This is a genomic window from Roseateles sp., assembly GCF_036404855.1.
GTDB lineage: Bacteria > Pseudomonadota > Gammaproteobacteria > Burkholderiales > Burkholderiaceae_C > Pelomonas.
Window position 1 is genome coordinate 1 of the sequence record NZ_DASWYS010000015.1, and the last position, 12483, is coordinate 12483.

Here is a 12483-nt window from a genome sequence, read left to right on the forward strand (position 1 = left end):
ACGCCTGTCGCTGTCCCCGCGCCGCTGCCGTCGCCGGCCGTCATGGCCGCCCCCAAGCCGCCGGGGCTGCCGGCACCCCGAGCCGTTCGCACGCCGGAAGAGCTGCGCCGCCAGGCGGCCGAGCGATTGGTCATGGCCAACCCCGACGGCACTTTCATGACGCCCGCGCCGACCCATCTGCTGACCCTGGTCGTGCTGGAGATCGAGGTCCAGGCCGACGGCAGCGTGCGTCGCGTCAACGTGGTGCGCAAGCCCAGGTTTGCGCCGGAGACGCTGCAGCTGGCCATCGACGCCATCCACCGGGCCGCGCCATTCGGCGACGTGCGGCGCATGCCTCAGCCCTGGAAGTTCACCGAGACCTTCCTCTTCGAGGAGGACCGGCGCTTCAAGCCGCTCAGCCTCAATTGACACCTTCTCGCCACAGCCCCGCACCTCGCCGCCGAGACAGGGGCGTGGCCTTGGGCACAATCGTGACATGTTCGCCCCCACGTTCTCATCGATCGCAGCCCGCCGCCGGGGCTCCAATTCCCTCCGGGCGGCCGAGCGGGCACTGACATGTTCCTGACGCTGCCGACCCTGCTGACCTGGGCCCGCATCGTGGCCATCCCGCTGATCGTCGGCGTGTTCCACCTCGGGCTGGCGCCGGCGCACCAGAACCTGTTCGCGACGATCCTCTTCATCGTCGTCGCGCTGACCGACTGGCTGGATGGCTACCTGGCCCGCAAACTTAACCAGACCTCGTCCTTCGGCGCCTTTCTAGACCCGGTGGCCGACAAGTTCCTCGTCTGCTCGGCCCTGCTGATCCTGCTGGAGCAGCAGCGCGTGGACGCCTTCGTGGCCCTCGTCATCATCGGCCGCGAGATCGCCATCTCGGCGCTGCGCGAATGGATGGCGCAGATCGGGGCCTCGCGCAGCGTCGCCGTGCACATGGTGGGCAAGCTCAAGACCACCGTGCAGATGGTGGCCATCCCCTTCCTGCTCTATGACGGCCAGCTCTTCGGCCTCATCCCGACACGGCTCTGGGGCACCTGGCTGATCTATGCGGCCGTCGTGCTGACGATCTGGTCCATGGTCTATTACCTGCAGAAGGCCGTGCCGGAGATCCGCGCCAAGGCGCGTTAGGTGGACGACGTCCGGCAGCAACCCGGACAACGAGTTGTATCGGGACTTTTCCCGCCCCGCCCACCACCGGACGCGCGTCTAGAATCCGCTTCCCCGCGCGCGCCCTGGCCGCGTCAACCGGCCTGTCACGGGCTGCGCAGTGCGCGGGATCGACATCTGCATCGCAGTCCTGCATGCCCACCAAGGCTGCAGGGCTCAACCGTCCGATGAATCCTCTTGAGGGGGCACGAGTGAACAAGTCCGAATTGATCGAGCACATCGCCAAGCAGGCCGACATCTCCAAGGCCGCCGCTGGCCGTGCGCTCGAAGCCGTGATCGGCGGCGTCAAGACGACGCTGAAGAAGAACGGCACCGTTTCCCTGGTGGGCTTCGGTACCTTCAGCATCACCAAGCGTGCGGCACGTGCCGGCCGCAACCCGCGCACTGGCGATACGATCAAGATCAAATCGGCCAAGGTCCCCAAGTTCAAACCCGGCAAGGCACTCAAGGACGCCGTGAACTGACCTTCCGGCCGGTCCCGGAATCCCCGGGCGCTTAGCTCAGTTGGTAGAGCACCTCCCTTACACGGAGATTGTCGGCGGTTCGAGCCCGTCAGCGCCCACCACCCGCCTCCCGGCGGCGTCTGCTGCATCGCACTTAGAATGCAGCTCCCCTCGAAGGCGAACCATGGTTCGCCTTCGTCGCGTCTGACCTCTCAAGGCTTCCCGAAGATGTTTGAATTCGTCCGCGCCAACACGCGCCTATTTCAGTTCATCCTGCTGATCCTGATCCTGCCGTCCTTCGCTTTCGTCGGCATGCAGGGCTACACCAGCATGATGGATGGCGCCAACGCTGGCGTGGCCACCGTGAACGGCCGCAAGATCACCCAGGCCGAATGGGACGCCGCCCAGCGCGAGCAGGCCGACCGCATCCGCCGTCAGAACCCGACGGTCGACGCCAAGCTGCTCGACACCCCCGAGGTCAAGCGGGCGGCGCTCGACCAACTGGTCAACGAGCGCACGCTCAAGGCTGCGGCCGACCAGCAGCACTTCACGCTCAGCGCCGAAGCTGTCAACGCGCGTTTCTGGAACGATCCGCAGTTCGCCTTCCTGCGCAACCCCGATGGCACGGTCGACAAGGGCCTGCTGGCGGCGCAGGGGATGACGCCTTCCATCTTTATGGAGCGCCTGCGCCAGGACTACGCCCTGCGCCAGGTCACGACCCCGATCGAGAGCTCCGTGGCCGTGGGCACCGCCGCGCCCAAGCTGGCGTTTGACTCGCTGCTGCAGCAGCGCGAGGTGCAGCTGCAGCATTTCGACATCAAGGATTTCGCCACCAAGGTCAATCCGAGCGACGCCGACATCGACGCGTTCTACAAGGAACCGGCCAACGCTGCCAAGTTCCAGCTGCCCGAGACGGCGCAGATCCAGTACGTCGTGCTCGACCTCGAGGCGCTGAAGAAGGACGTCAAGTTCACCGAAGACGACCTGAAGAACTACTACAAGGAAAACGAGTCGCGCTATGGCGTGCCCGAAGAGCGCCGCGCCAGCCACATCCTCATCAAGGTGGAGCGCAGCGCCCCGGCCGAAGAGCGTGCCAAGGCCAAGGCGAAGGCGGAGGAAATCCTCGCCCAGGTGCGCAAGAACCCGGCCGAGTTTGCCGCGCTGGCTAAGAAGAACTCCCAGGACGAGGGGTCGGCGACCAATGGTGGCGACCTCGACTTCTTCAGCCGCGGCGCCATGGTCAAGGAGTTCGATGCGGCCGTCTACGCGATGAAGCCGGGCGAGATCAGCAACGTCGTCGAGACCGATTTTGGCTACCACATCATTCAGCTCACGGGCACCCGCGGCGGTGAGCACAAGCCCTTCGAGACAGTGCGGGCCGAGGTCGAGGCCGAGGTGCGCAAGCAACTGGCCCAGCGCCGCTACTCGGAAGCTGCGGAGCAGTTCGGCAACCTCGTCTACGAGCAGTCGGACAGCCTGCAGCCCGCGGCCGACAAGCTCAAGCTCCAGATCCAGACCGCCACCGTGCAGCGCCAGCCCCAGCCGGGCGCCATCGGTCCGCTGGCCTCGCCCAAGCTCCTGGATGCTGTCTTCGGCGTCGAGGCCCTGCGCAACAAGCGCAACACAGAAGCGGTCGAGACCGGTCCCAGCCAATTGGTGTCGGCCCACGTTACCCAGCACAGCCCAGCCCGCGTGCCACCGCTGGCCGACGTGAAGGACAAGGTGCGTGAGCAACTCGTCCGCAAGCTCGCTGCCGAGCAGGCGAAGAAGGCCGGCGAAGCCCGTGTGGCCGCGTTGAAGGCCAACCCGGCCGACACTGCCGGACTGGAAGCTGCGATGACCGTGTCGCGCCCCATGCCGCAGACCCTGTCGCGCGCCCAACTCGAGGCTGTACTCGGTGCCGACGCGACCAAGCTTCCGGTGGCCCTGGGTGTTGCATCCGACGACGGCAGCTATGTCGTCGTGCGCATCAATCAGCTGCGCCCGCGCGATGCCGCCGTCATCGACGAGAAGCGGGCCGCGCAGCAGTACGCCAGCGCCTGGGCGCGCGCCGAGGCACAGGCCTATTTGGCCGCGCTGAAATCCCAGTACAAGGCGACCATCAAAGTTGCTGCCCCGGCCTCCGCCGCCAGCGCACCCTGATTTTTAGGTTATACTTTTTGGCTCTGCGGTGGCTGTAGCTCAGTTGGTAGAGTCCAGGATTGTGATTCCTGTCGTCGTGGGTTCGAGTCCCATCAGCCACCCCAAATAAAACTAACGCCGACAAGCACTTAGCTTTGTCGGCGTTTTCATTTCTGCTCGCTGAAGCGCTGAAAATTCCAAACTTTGGAATTTGGCGATCAGTTTGAAGCGCGCCGGACGATCTTGGTTCGGTCGTAAACCTGGGCCGTAGTCGCCGGGTTCTTGTGCAGATCTGGCAGCGTGCCAGTGGTGTCCTTGTGGACCGTCGCGTAGAACGCGCGCAGGTCATGGAAGGTGAACCGCTCGTCAGCCGGGACGATGTTTTTCTCGACGGCTTTGACGATCAGTTTTTGCCACATCGCCTTGAAGCCCCTGGCTGTGTAGGCGTTGTTTCCGCGCGTCGGAAAGACGTACAGGCACTCCCGGTTTGTTCGGATGGCTTCGAGTCGGTCCAGGCAGCTGTTGAGGGCCGGGCTGATCTTGATCTCTTCGATGACCTCGCCGCGCTTCTTGCCGCGCTGCTTCGCGCGCTTCACGCGCACCACGCCCAGGCTGGCCTCGACCGCGCCTGAAAGTACCTGGTCGCGCACCTCTTTGGCCGGCCGGTCGATCTGGGGCCAGACCAAGTCCAGGAACTCCGCCTTTCGGTTGCCCGCCAGAGCTGCGTACTCAGCGGCAAGTCCGACGATGCGCTGCTGTGCTGTCTGCCTGGCCACCCACACCAGAAATCGCTGCAGCACTGCCGCGTCAGGCGCCTCGGTGCGCGGCTCTTCGATGTTCGGTCGGACCTGCTTGGCCGGGTTTTCCTTGCACACGCCCAGGTCGATGCCATGGGCGAACAAGTTGGAGAGCAAGGACTTCTCGCGGTTGGCCCGGACCTCGGCGTCCTTGCGGTGCTCCCGGACGTAGTAGGCAATCATCGGCGCGTCGATGCCTGCGAGGCGGCGGTGACCGAAGCAGGCCAGGATCGGAATGGAGCACTGGCGATAGTCGTCCTTCGTCGACTCCGCCAGGCGCAGGAACCTCTTGCTCTCTTGGTACTTACCCCAGACCCATTTGACAGTGCCGTGGTCTGGAGCTTCGCCAAGCATGTCCAGCACGCGCTTGCAGGCCTCCAGCCGGTCATGCCCCAGGGAGATCGGCTTCTGACCGACAGGGTGGTACCGATACAGGGTCTTCTTCTTGCCGGGTATGGCTTCCATCCTGGGCAGCAGGCCCTCGGCTGACTTGCGATCACGCGTCCTCACCATGGCTTACCTGTTCCAGTTTGGCGGCGCCTCTCGGCGCGAGGTGTCAGCGGGGGCTCCGTTCAGTCGAGCAAGCCGGGCCTGCTCGTAGACCGCCCACGTGATGCTGGGGCGGCCGTCCGCGCGAGGCGCTGGCTCAATGCCCAGATGATCGCGCACCCACTGCCGTTGGCGGCTGGGGCTGCGGAAGCCGGTGACCTCCGTCAGTTCGTCGGCGGTCATGCACCGGTGCGCAGTGCGTTCGAGGGTCGCTTCGGTCATGGCAAGTCCAGGCGCTGCCCGAGCAGCTTGGCCATCTCGGCGTGGATCAGTGCAACTAGGCGGTCCAGTTCGCCGGCCAGCCACTCTGCAAGGCCTTTCAGTTGCTGGGGCACCTCGCGGGCGAGGGGGCGTTTGCCGGTGCCGTGGCAGCCGCCGCAGGCCTTCGTCGTCAGGCGGCCGGCGCCTTCGTCGGTGCCGTCGACCATCGCCTCCACGAAGCGCGTGCCGTTGCAGTAGCCGCACGTCGGCTTGAGCCACCAGTTCAGCGTGTCGACGATCAGTTGCTGGCGAGCCATCGCGGGCATCGGCTTCTGGTGAGTCTTGCGCATGTGCTCGCGCAGCATGGCATCGGCGCCGACCGTGACGTCGAGCAGGCCGTCCAGGCTGCCGCTCACGCCCATGCGGTAGACCTTCAGCGCCAGCATGCGGCGGGAGTCCTTGCTCGCCGCGATGCCGGCGGCCAGCAGGATGTCGGCGTCCGTGAGGCCCGCCAGGCGCGGGGTGAGGTCGCCGCTGGCCGTGGCCGTGGCGTAGCGCTCGGGCAGGGTGGGGCGGTCTTCGAGGGCCGCGTTCATGCGCGCGGCCCCCGGTTGACGCTGATGGTCAGGACGTCGCCGTAGGTCGTCATCGAGTAGCTGCGGTCGATGAGGGCCACCAGGTTGGCGGCGAGCTTCTTGCGCATCTCGGCTTCGATCTCCGCCAGCGCGCGTTGGATGACGGGCTCGGCCGCCTTCGTCAGCTCGACGTTGATCTGGGCCTTCAACGCGCCGAGCGTGTTCTCTGCGTTGAGCAGGAAGGACGTGCTCATGACGTGGTTCTTTCTCCGGCCAGGTGGCCAGCGTTGAATTGGGTGACCCAGTCGAGCTGGGCCGGGTTGGGATCGGTGTGGCGAAGGTCGAAGGTCCGGGCGCGCGGCATGCTGTTGACATGCAGGCCCAGGTCGCGGGCGCACTTGGGGCCGATGCAGCGGCCAGGCACGGCCGTGGCCAGCAGTTGGCGGCGGCAGACGGAGCAGCGGATCACTGGGCGACCTCCCCGGGGCGACGCACTCGGTGGACGCGGTCGATGTCGACGCCGTCGAACACCGCTCGGTAGCGCCAGCCATCGGGCACGCTCCAGCGCTTCAGCTTTCCGCTGTCGATGGCGTGCCACACGGCTCGTTGACCTTCAACGCCTGCATGGGCGAAACGCTGCTGCAGGTCCAGGTGGGTGCGCTCCGCGGGCGAGCAGAAATCGACGATCTCGCGGGCCAGGTCAGCGATGGTCATGACGCCTCCGCCCAGACGGGCACGCTCAGGCCGGCCGGCAGCTTGCCCTCGGCGACGATGCCCAGCAGCGTGCGGCGCGCCCACTCGGCTTCCACCTCGCGGCGGATCTCGCGGGGTAGCAAAGCGCCCTGGTCGTGTCCGGTGTGGCAGCCCACGCGGCCCGGCTGGTCAGCGCACAGCGGGAAGCTGTACAGGTCGCAGGTCTTCAGTGCCATGCCCTTGCCGTAGTTGCCGTGGGCGTGCTGGCTCAGCTGCTCGATTCCGCAGCGGATGCAGGGCAGGGCGGCCACGAGGCGGCGATAGGGCTCGCTGCGGACGGGGTTGAGCTTCAGCACTGGCGTGGCTGTGGTGCTGATGACGGCCGCGCTGCAGGGCCTGGCCAGCTTGTAGACCGGCTGAGGCACGCGCTCGCGCTCGGGGCGCTTGAAGCCCCTGCCGCGGTTCATGGGGGCGGAGCGCTTCATTGACCGAAATCCAGCACACGGCTGGGCTCGATGAGGCTGGGGATGTCGTCGATCCAGATGTCGACGTTGAAGCCGGCGCGGGCGGCGGCGTGCCGCTTCCAGTCCTGGCCAGCGCACACGATCTGCACGCTGTCGGGAAGGCGAGGGCTGCGGCTGAAGTCCGGCGGCTCGCGGCGGGCCGTGACGCACACGACAACGTGGCCGGAGCGCTGGGCGTCGCCGATGAACCGGCGCCACAGGTCCGGGTCCGCCGTGAACGTGTCGTCGAAGTCGATTCCGATGGTCAGGCGCTTCATCCGAGTGCGTCCTCTAGGTCGTACTGCTCGACCCAGTCCACCAGGCCGCGCAGCTCGTGCCGCTGTTGCTCCGGCAGGCTGTCGATTGCCGTCATGACGTCGGCACCCGGGGCCAGGCCCAGCAGGCCGGCCGCGATGCTCAGGCGGTGTTCGCCGCGGGTCATGCCACGGCCTCGTCAGGCACGTCACGGCCCAGGCTCGTGCGGCTCCACCGCACCCCACGCTGATCGCCCACGCTATGAACAAAGGTGATGAACCCGCTGGCCAGGTTCTTCGTGAAGCGCTTGGACTCGATGGTCAGCATGAACATGCCATCGCCTTCCAGCGTCGGGATCAGCCGGGGCTTGCGCTTGCGCCAGTCGTCGGCGAAGTCCGGGTCGCTCTTGGTGGCCTCGTAGAACGCCTGCAGCAGGCCGCGCTTCCAGATTTCGGCGGGTACCTTGTGGCCGGCGTAAAGGCAGTCCCGCGCCAGGTCGTTGAAGCAGGAGTGATACAGCCGTTCCTGCTCGCGCGACTTGGCGTGCTCGAACTCCATCGCCAGCGTGTTTCCCGCTGCAATCTGCTCTTGAGCCCACACCCAGGCCCGTTGGAACTCGGCGCGCAGTTCCTGCTGGGTGCTGGCCTTTGCGACGATGCGCTGTGTCATGGCAGCAGACCCCCGAAGGGCTGGGCGATCTTGTGGGTCAGCGCCTTGAAGGTCGCGCGCTGCTGGCGACGCAGCTTGCGGCGCTCGCCGTGCTCTCGGCTGATCTGACTGCGGGGTTTCGGCTCGGGGCGAGGGGCACTAGGCGCGTTGCCCAGGCGCCAGAACGCTGTCACTCCGCCACGCTGAAACTGCCAGCGCGCGATGTGGCAAAGGCCGATGGCCTCACCGTGCTGCAGAAACTTGGAGATCAGCTGGGTGTCCGAGCCAGTGGCCTCGACCAGTTGGCGCTGGCAGGTGGACCGAACCAATTCGCGCAACAGGTAGGACAGCGTGATGACCGTAGCGCCGAGGTTCTTACTGGGCTCGCCGAAGCCGGCGAAGTTGGGCGAGGGATGCGGCGCGTCCTGTGCGCCGCCGAACCCCCAGACGGCTTGGTATCGGGTACCAGCGCAATCGTGGAGCTTCCAACGGTCAATGCGCGCCAGCTTGACCGCGTGCAGGCTGCGCAGAACCTTGTAGGCGCGGTTCCTCGTCAGGCCGTGTTTGTCGGCCAGTCCATCGGCCGTCATGGGCTTGAGCTTCAGATCGCGCAGGATCGTGGCGTAGCCGATGAGGCCAAGGCGGCAGCCGGTGTGGCGGCGCGGGGTCATGTCGTTGCTCCTTCGGCGGCCAGCCGGCGCCGTTCCTGTTCTCGTTCCATGGCCTGGCGGCGAGCCGTGTCGGCCGCCTCCCGGGCCTCGGGGGTCCAACTGGCCTTCTCTGCGGCCACGACGGCGGCTGTCTTCGCCGCGGCATCGCTGGGTTGGGTGATCGGCGCCGAGCGTTGGCCGGCAAGCCTCTTGGCGACGCCCAGGACGAAGGCCTTTGGATCGACTGGCGCCTCGGTCTTGATGGCCTCGCGGAAGGCCTCGGCCACGACGGCGGGGAAGTCCTTGGCCACCGTGTTCATGAACGCCTTGGCGTCGCCGGTGGTCTGGCCGTTGGCGACCAGCCAGGTGCCGGCGTCAGCCCAGAGCTTTCGCCTTTCTTCCGCGTTCAGGGACTTGTCCACAGCCGACGGGTCGGCCGCTCCGTCAGGAGCGGAACTAGGTTGTCCCTGTCCCTGTCCCTGTCCCTCTCCCTGTCTCTTGGAGGGCGTTTCCCCGGGATGTCCCCCGCCAGTGCCACCGGTGTCCCCAGGGACAAACAGCGGATTCCCGGTGACACAACCGCCCGCGATCCACTCTTCGAAGTTTGGCTTTGGCACGTTGGCACCCTCGTGGCGCTCGTTGTGCTTCTTGATCCGGCCGCACTCCGTGCTCCAGCGCTGGCGCAGCTTGGCCTGCCAGGCTTCGCGGGCCTTCTCGGCGACGACGGGGTGATACAGCCTGCCATCACTGCACTCGACGAAGCCACGCATGGCACCGGCGCGCACGCCCGACCAAGCCCGATCAATCTTGCCGCGCAGCGCGTAGCCGGCGGTCTTGGCAATCCACTTGTCATCGTTGGGCATCGATGCCGCGGGGATCTGGTGCCACGACGCGGCCCAGAGCAGGACTGCAGCCCAGCACGCCTCGGGCGTCTCGTTCGACGCCAGCTCGGAGTCGCGCAGGCGCGCAACGTCCAAGGGCATGAACGGGAAGTCCTGCAGGTCGCAGTTGGCGGGCGTCATCGGCTCGGTCAAAAGCTGCCTCGGTCACCGAAGAACTGTTGGAAGCGCGCGTGCATCGGGTCGCCATAGGCCTTCTGTTGCGCCCCAGCGAGAGGTGAGCGCGGCAACGGCTTGTCCGCGTCGTAGTCGCCCAGCAGCTGCTGGCAACGCTGCACGATGCGCAGCGTTGCTTCATCGTTCTCGACCTGGGTGTTCGCCTTGTCGATGGCTGCCTGCATCACCTCTTCAACGAGATTGGTACCTGACTTCACGCGCACGCGGCCGAGCTTGGCCGTCAGCTTCTGCACCCGGCCCTTGGCCTGGCCAATCGAGCGCTGCAACTTGGTGATCTGGTCAGCGGTCAGCTTGCGTGCTGTGTCCAGCAGCTCCCAGCCGTCCAGTTCCTCGATCAACTGGGCAAGCAGCATCCGCAGAGAGTCCGAAGCCTGCTTGTCGAGCAGTTGCTCAGTCAGCTCTTTGACCTGGTCGCCGCTGGGCTGATCCACGCCGGTTGCGTCGTAGATCGCTCGGCGCTCGGGGTCGGTCAGGCAGTCGTGCGCCAGGTTGACGAGCTTCATCGCCTCTTCGCTGCCGCCGTGGCGGTCAGGGTGAGCTGCGCTGCGGGCCCGGCGGAATGCGGCCTTGACCTGGTCAGGGGTGGCGTCGCGAGAGACGCCGAGGACTTCGTAATAGTCGGGCGTCATGCAGCCATTCCCTGCAGCTCGCGCTGCGCTGGTGCGTTGGCCACGGGGTGCAGATCAGCCCAGTGAAGGTCTGGCCCGTAGTGGCTGACCATCACGCTGGCGACGAACTCGCGGTGACCGCTGCGAAGCGTCAGGTCGATGCTGGTCTCGCGGCGCACTGCTTTGACGACGGTCCACTCGACCGAACGACGCGCGAGCTTGGCGCCGACGGCCACGGCCTGCATGTTCTCGAAGAAGCGCTCGCGGGCGCGGGTTCCGGCGCATGTCATGCCGATTCCCCGAGCTGCAGCGCAGCGATGTACGGCCGCACCCACACCGGCGTGGCGTTCAGCTGGAACGTCTCTCCGGCATCGGCCAGCATCAGCGTGCGCAGCATCTCCTCGGCGATGGCCTGGGCCGAGTCCGAGGGCACGGCATTGCCGGTCCACTCGCGGTAGACGCTGTCGCTCGATGCGTTGGACACGTAGGCGTCGGTGAACGCGGCGATGTCGGCCGGGTCTTCCGGGTCGAACAGGCTCTGCAGGGCCGAGAGGTCCAGAGTCGTGAACGGCCGGTGCCAGGTGCCGTCCAGCGCGCGGATGCGGCACACCAGCTTGTCGTTGGGCGCCGGCATGCGGTGGTCGGCGACAGACCAGCGGCCGTTGTCGTGGCACGCCGAGGCGCTGACGGCGCCGGCCGACTCGTCCATGCGCAGCACGCCGTAGTGGCCACCGGTCAGGTAGGCACCACGGTCGCCGTCCATGCCGCTGCGCGGGTCCTGCACGGCGAATGCGCCCTGGCCGGTTGTGCTGGCGCCGATCACCGTCCCGGCCGGCTCGTCGAAGCCGGTGATGCGGTATTTGCCCTTGCCGGCGAACGTCGTCGCGGCCCGAGGGTCGGCCACACACTGGCCGGTGCCGTGCGCGCTGGTCACCGTATTTGTGGCGCGGTCCCACCGGACGATGCGGAACTCGTTCGAGTGCTTCGCCGGCCCGCGGTGCCGCGGGTCCTGTACCGTGAAGCTGCCCTGCCCGGGTGACTTCACGTTGATGACGGCGCCGGTGGGCTTGTCCCACGCCACCACGCCATACTGCTGGAACTGCGCTGCGCCATCGGCGTGCCGCGGATCGGCAACGCTGAACGCGCCTGCGCCAGGACGACTGTTGCCCGTCACTGTGCCGCTGGTGCCGTCCCAGTCCTGCACGCCCAGGAAGCCGGTGCCTTCGCGGCTGGACGCAGCGCGCGGATCGGCCACGCAGAAATTGCCGGTGGTCGGCATGCTGCGGCTCGTCACGGTGCCCGACGTCTCGCTCCACTGCTGGACGCCGTACACGCCGTGGTGGGTGTTCTCGGGCACCAGCAAGTAGTCCCGCAGTTGGCCATCCTCGACGGCCAGCTTGTTGAGGGAGCGCCAGTCGCTGCCAGCCTCGACGAAGGCCAAGCGCACCCAGGTTTTGAAGGCCAGGGAGGGCACGCGGTGCAGCGGGCCTGCCTCTGCGTCACCCGGCAGCCAGAGCTTCGACAGGACGTCGCCGACAGAGCGCAACGGCCGCTTCGGCGGCTCGTAGAGGTAGTTGGGAACCTTGGCCAGATGGCGCGCCACGATCAAGCAGCGCTTGCGCGACTGGCCCAGGCCGCCGACCTCGCCGCAGTCGTGCACGGTCTTCTGCACCGCGTAGCCGTAGGCCTGGAACATGCGCACGAGCACGTCCGCGAACTCGCCGCCCCCGGCTGTCAGCATGCGAGGCACGTTCTCCAGCACGAACAAAGGCACGGGGTCGTCAACCCAGGCTTCCAGCGCCAGGTACAGCGCGCGCTGGCTGAGCCCGTTCATGCCGACGTACTTGGGCAGCAGGCTCATCGCCTTGGGCAGCAGGCCGCTCATCCCTTTGCAGGGCGCCGAGATGAAGCAGCAGTCCGGGCGGACACCGTGCGCTGCGCGGCGGATGTCGTCAGGCGTGGCCTCGCTCCATCCAGGCGGTGGCTCGCGGCCATTGATCGCGATGTACTGGCTGCGGTCGGCCAGGTCCAGCGTGGTCGCCGGCACGCCCAGGCGCTTGGAGAACACGCCATTGTCGAGCTTGGCGGGTGCGTCGACCGGCAGCGTGAGACAATATCGCCAATAGGGCGTAAAGACCTGAAAGGGCCGGCCCTGCTTGTTGGCGATCGTATGCGGCTCGTGCAGTAGAGCGCCATTGAAGGT

19 protein-coding genes and 2 tRNA genes are annotated in these 12483 nt (G+C 66.8%); 6 read left to right on the forward strand and 15 right to left on the reverse strand.

The features are described 5' to 3' along the window. The 6 genes from VGF12_RS00935 to VGF12_RS00960 all read left to right on the forward strand — a co-directional run. Nucleotides 1-408 (forward strand): hypothetical protein (locus VGF12_RS00935; protein ID WP_331174172.1); only part of this gene is annotated, 408 nt, incomplete at its 5' end. 147 nt (nucleotides 409-555) lie between these two features. Continuing rightward, complete coding sequence (pgsA, locus tag VGF12_RS00940; protein ID WP_331174173.1) at nucleotides 556-1122, forward strand: CDP-diacylglycerol--glycerol-3-phosphate 3-phosphatidyltransferase; 567 nt, start codon at nucleotides 556-558, stop codon at nucleotides 1120-1122. A 230-nt stretch (nucleotides 1123-1352) separates the two neighbouring features. Beyond that, the gene (locus tag VGF12_RS00945) at nucleotides 1353-1625 is read left to right on the forward strand and encodes an HU family DNA-binding protein (protein ID WP_056201680.1); all 273 of its coding nucleotides are present in this window, start codon (nucleotides 1353-1355) and stop codon (nucleotides 1623-1625) included. Between the two features lie 25 nt (nucleotides 1626-1650). Then, nucleotides 1651-1726, forward strand: a tRNA-Val gene (locus VGF12_RS00950). A 106-nt stretch (nucleotides 1727-1832) separates the two neighbouring features. Then, a complete protein-coding gene (locus VGF12_RS00955; protein WP_331174174.1) occupies nucleotides 1833-3746 on the forward strand; it encodes a peptidylprolyl isomerase in 1914 nt (637 codons plus the stop codon). Between the two features lie 28 nt (nucleotides 3747-3774). Then, nucleotides 3775-3850: transfer RNA gene (locus VGF12_RS00960), tRNA-His, on the forward strand. A 93-nt stretch (nucleotides 3851-3943) separates the two neighbouring features. Here the strand turns inward: VGF12_RS00960 and VGF12_RS00965 are convergent. The 15 genes from VGF12_RS00965 to VGF12_RS01030 form a co-directional block, all read right to left on the reverse strand. Beyond that, nucleotides 3944-5035 (reverse strand): integrase, encoded by a 1092-nt coding sequence (locus VGF12_RS00965; protein WP_331174175.1) that lies wholly within the window; start codon nucleotides 5033-5035, stop codon nucleotides 3944-3946. Between the two features lie 3 nt (nucleotides 5036-5038). Beyond that, entirely contained in the window at nucleotides 5039-5293 is a 255-nt protein-coding gene (locus tag VGF12_RS26210; RefSeq protein WP_414709959.1) for a DUF4224 domain-containing protein, read from the reverse strand. Further along, nucleotides 5290-5868 (reverse strand): hypothetical protein, encoded by a 579-nt coding sequence (locus tag VGF12_RS00970; RefSeq protein ID WP_331174176.1) that lies wholly within the window; start codon nucleotides 5866-5868, stop codon nucleotides 5290-5292. The genes VGF12_RS26210 and VGF12_RS00970 overlap by 4 nt, the downstream gene beginning before the upstream one ends. After that, nucleotides 5865-6101: a hypothetical protein gene (locus VGF12_RS00975; protein WP_331174177.1), complete on the reverse strand. Its 237-nt coding sequence runs from the start codon at nucleotides 6099-6101 to the stop codon at nucleotides 5865-5867. The genes VGF12_RS00970 and VGF12_RS00975 overlap by 4 nt, the downstream gene beginning before the upstream one ends. Next, a complete protein-coding gene (locus VGF12_RS00980) occupies nucleotides 6098-6316 on the reverse strand; it encodes a hypothetical protein (protein ID WP_331174178.1) in 219 nt (72 codons plus the stop codon). The genes VGF12_RS00975 and VGF12_RS00980 overlap by 4 nt, the downstream gene beginning before the upstream one ends. After that, entirely contained in the window at nucleotides 6313-6561 is a 249-nt protein-coding gene (locus VGF12_RS00985; RefSeq protein WP_331174179.1) for a hypothetical protein, read from the reverse strand. Before VGF12_RS00985 ends, VGF12_RS00980 begins: the two co-directional genes overlap by 4 nt. Further along, complete coding sequence (locus VGF12_RS00990; protein WP_331174180.1) at nucleotides 6558-7025, reverse strand: hypothetical protein; 468 nt, start codon at nucleotides 7023-7025, stop codon at nucleotides 6558-6560. The genes VGF12_RS00985 and VGF12_RS00990 overlap by 4 nt, the downstream gene beginning before the upstream one ends. After that, entirely contained in the window at nucleotides 7022-7321 is a 300-nt protein-coding gene (locus tag VGF12_RS00995) for a hypothetical protein (RefSeq protein ID WP_331174181.1), read from the reverse strand. Before VGF12_RS00995 ends, VGF12_RS00990 begins: the two co-directional genes overlap by 4 nt. Then, nucleotides 7318-7485: a hypothetical protein gene (locus VGF12_RS01000; RefSeq protein WP_331174182.1), complete on the reverse strand. Its 168-nt coding sequence runs from the start codon at nucleotides 7483-7485 to the stop codon at nucleotides 7318-7320. The genes VGF12_RS00995 and VGF12_RS01000 overlap by 4 nt, the downstream gene beginning before the upstream one ends. Further along, a complete protein-coding gene (locus tag VGF12_RS01005; RefSeq protein ID WP_331174183.1) occupies nucleotides 7482-7967 on the reverse strand; it encodes a recombination protein NinB in 486 nt (161 codons plus the stop codon). Before VGF12_RS01005 ends, VGF12_RS01000 begins: the two co-directional genes overlap by 4 nt. After that, nucleotides 7964-8617 carry a hypothetical protein gene (locus VGF12_RS01010; RefSeq protein WP_331174184.1) on the reverse strand — a complete coding sequence of 218 codons (654 nt, stop codon included), beginning with the start codon at nucleotides 8615-8617 and terminating at the stop codon, nucleotides 7964-7966. The genes VGF12_RS01005 and VGF12_RS01010 overlap by 4 nt, the downstream gene beginning before the upstream one ends. Then, nucleotides 8614-9618, reverse strand: coding sequence for a DUF1376 domain-containing protein (locus tag VGF12_RS01015; protein ID WP_331174185.1), 1005 nt, complete (start codon nucleotides 9616-9618; stop codon nucleotides 8614-8616). Before VGF12_RS01015 ends, VGF12_RS01010 begins: the two co-directional genes overlap by 4 nt. 8 nt (nucleotides 9619-9626) lie before the next feature. Beyond that, entirely contained in the window at nucleotides 9627-10301 is a 675-nt protein-coding gene (locus VGF12_RS01020; protein ID WP_331174186.1) for a J domain-containing protein, read from the reverse strand. Further along, nucleotides 10298-10570 carry a hypothetical protein gene (locus VGF12_RS01025; protein ID WP_331174187.1) on the reverse strand — a complete coding sequence of 91 codons (273 nt, stop codon included), beginning with the start codon at nucleotides 10568-10570 and terminating at the stop codon, nucleotides 10298-10300. Before VGF12_RS01025 ends, VGF12_RS01020 begins: the two co-directional genes overlap by 4 nt. Further along, nucleotides 10567-12483 (reverse strand): DNA cytosine methyltransferase (locus VGF12_RS01030; RefSeq protein ID WP_331174188.1); only part of this gene is annotated, 1917 nt, incomplete at its 5' end. The genes VGF12_RS01025 and VGF12_RS01030, both read right to left, overlap by 4 nt.

Bases quoted from the DNA above. Each gene is read 5' to 3' on its own strand.
- pgsA (WP_331174173.1), top strand. From the start codon at position 556: ATGTTCCTGACGCTGCCGACCCTGCTGACCTGGGCCCGCATCGTGGCC.
- VGF12_RS00955 (WP_331174174.1), top strand. From the start codon at position 1,833: ATGTTTGAATTCGTCCGCGCCAACACGCGCCTATTTCAGTTCATCCTG.
- VGF12_RS00965 (WP_331174175.1), bottom strand. From the start codon at position 5,035: ATGGTGAGGACGCGTGATCGCAAGTCAGCCGAGGGCCTGCTGCCCAGG.
- VGF12_RS26210 (WP_414709959.1), bottom strand. From the start codon at position 5,293: ATGACCGAAGCGACCCTCGAACGCACTGCGCACCGGTGCATGACCGCC.
- VGF12_RS00970 (WP_331174176.1), bottom strand. From the start codon at position 5,868: ATGAACGCGGCCCTCGAAGACCGCCCCACCCTGCCCGAGCGCTACGCC.
- VGF12_RS00975 (WP_331174177.1), bottom strand. From the start codon at position 6,101: ATGAGCACGTCCTTCCTGCTCAACGCAGAGAACACGCTCGGCGCGTTG.
- VGF12_RS00985 (WP_331174179.1), bottom strand. From the start codon at position 6,561: ATGACCATCGCTGACCTGGCCCGCGAGATCGTCGATTTCTGCTCGCCC.
- VGF12_RS00990 (WP_331174180.1), bottom strand. From the start codon at position 7,025: ATGAAGCGCTCCGCCCCCATGAACCGCGGCAGGGGCTTCAAGCGCCCC.
- VGF12_RS00995 (WP_331174181.1), bottom strand. From the start codon at position 7,321: ATGAAGCGCCTGACCATCGGAATCGACTTCGACGACACGTTCACGGCG.
- VGF12_RS01000 (WP_331174182.1), bottom strand. From the start codon at position 7,485: ATGACCCGCGGCGAACACCGCCTGAGCATCGCGGCCGGCCTGCTGGGC.
- VGF12_RS01005 (WP_331174183.1), bottom strand. From the start codon at position 7,967: ATGACACAGCGCATCGTCGCAAAGGCCAGCACCCAGCAGGAACTGCGC.
- VGF12_RS01010 (WP_331174184.1), bottom strand. From the start codon at position 8,617: ATGACCCCGCGCCGCCACACCGGCTGCCGCCTTGGCCTCATCGGCTAC.
- VGF12_RS01015 (WP_331174185.1), bottom strand. From the start codon at position 9,618: ATGACGCCCGCCAACTGCGACCTGCAGGACTTCCCGTTCATGCCCTTG.
- VGF12_RS01020 (WP_331174186.1), bottom strand. From the start codon at position 10,301: ATGACGCCCGACTATTACGAAGTCCTCGGCGTCTCTCGCGACGCCACC.
- VGF12_RS01025 (WP_331174187.1), bottom strand. From the start codon at position 10,570: ATGACATGCGCCGGAACCCGCGCCCGCGAGCGCTTCTTCGAGAACATG.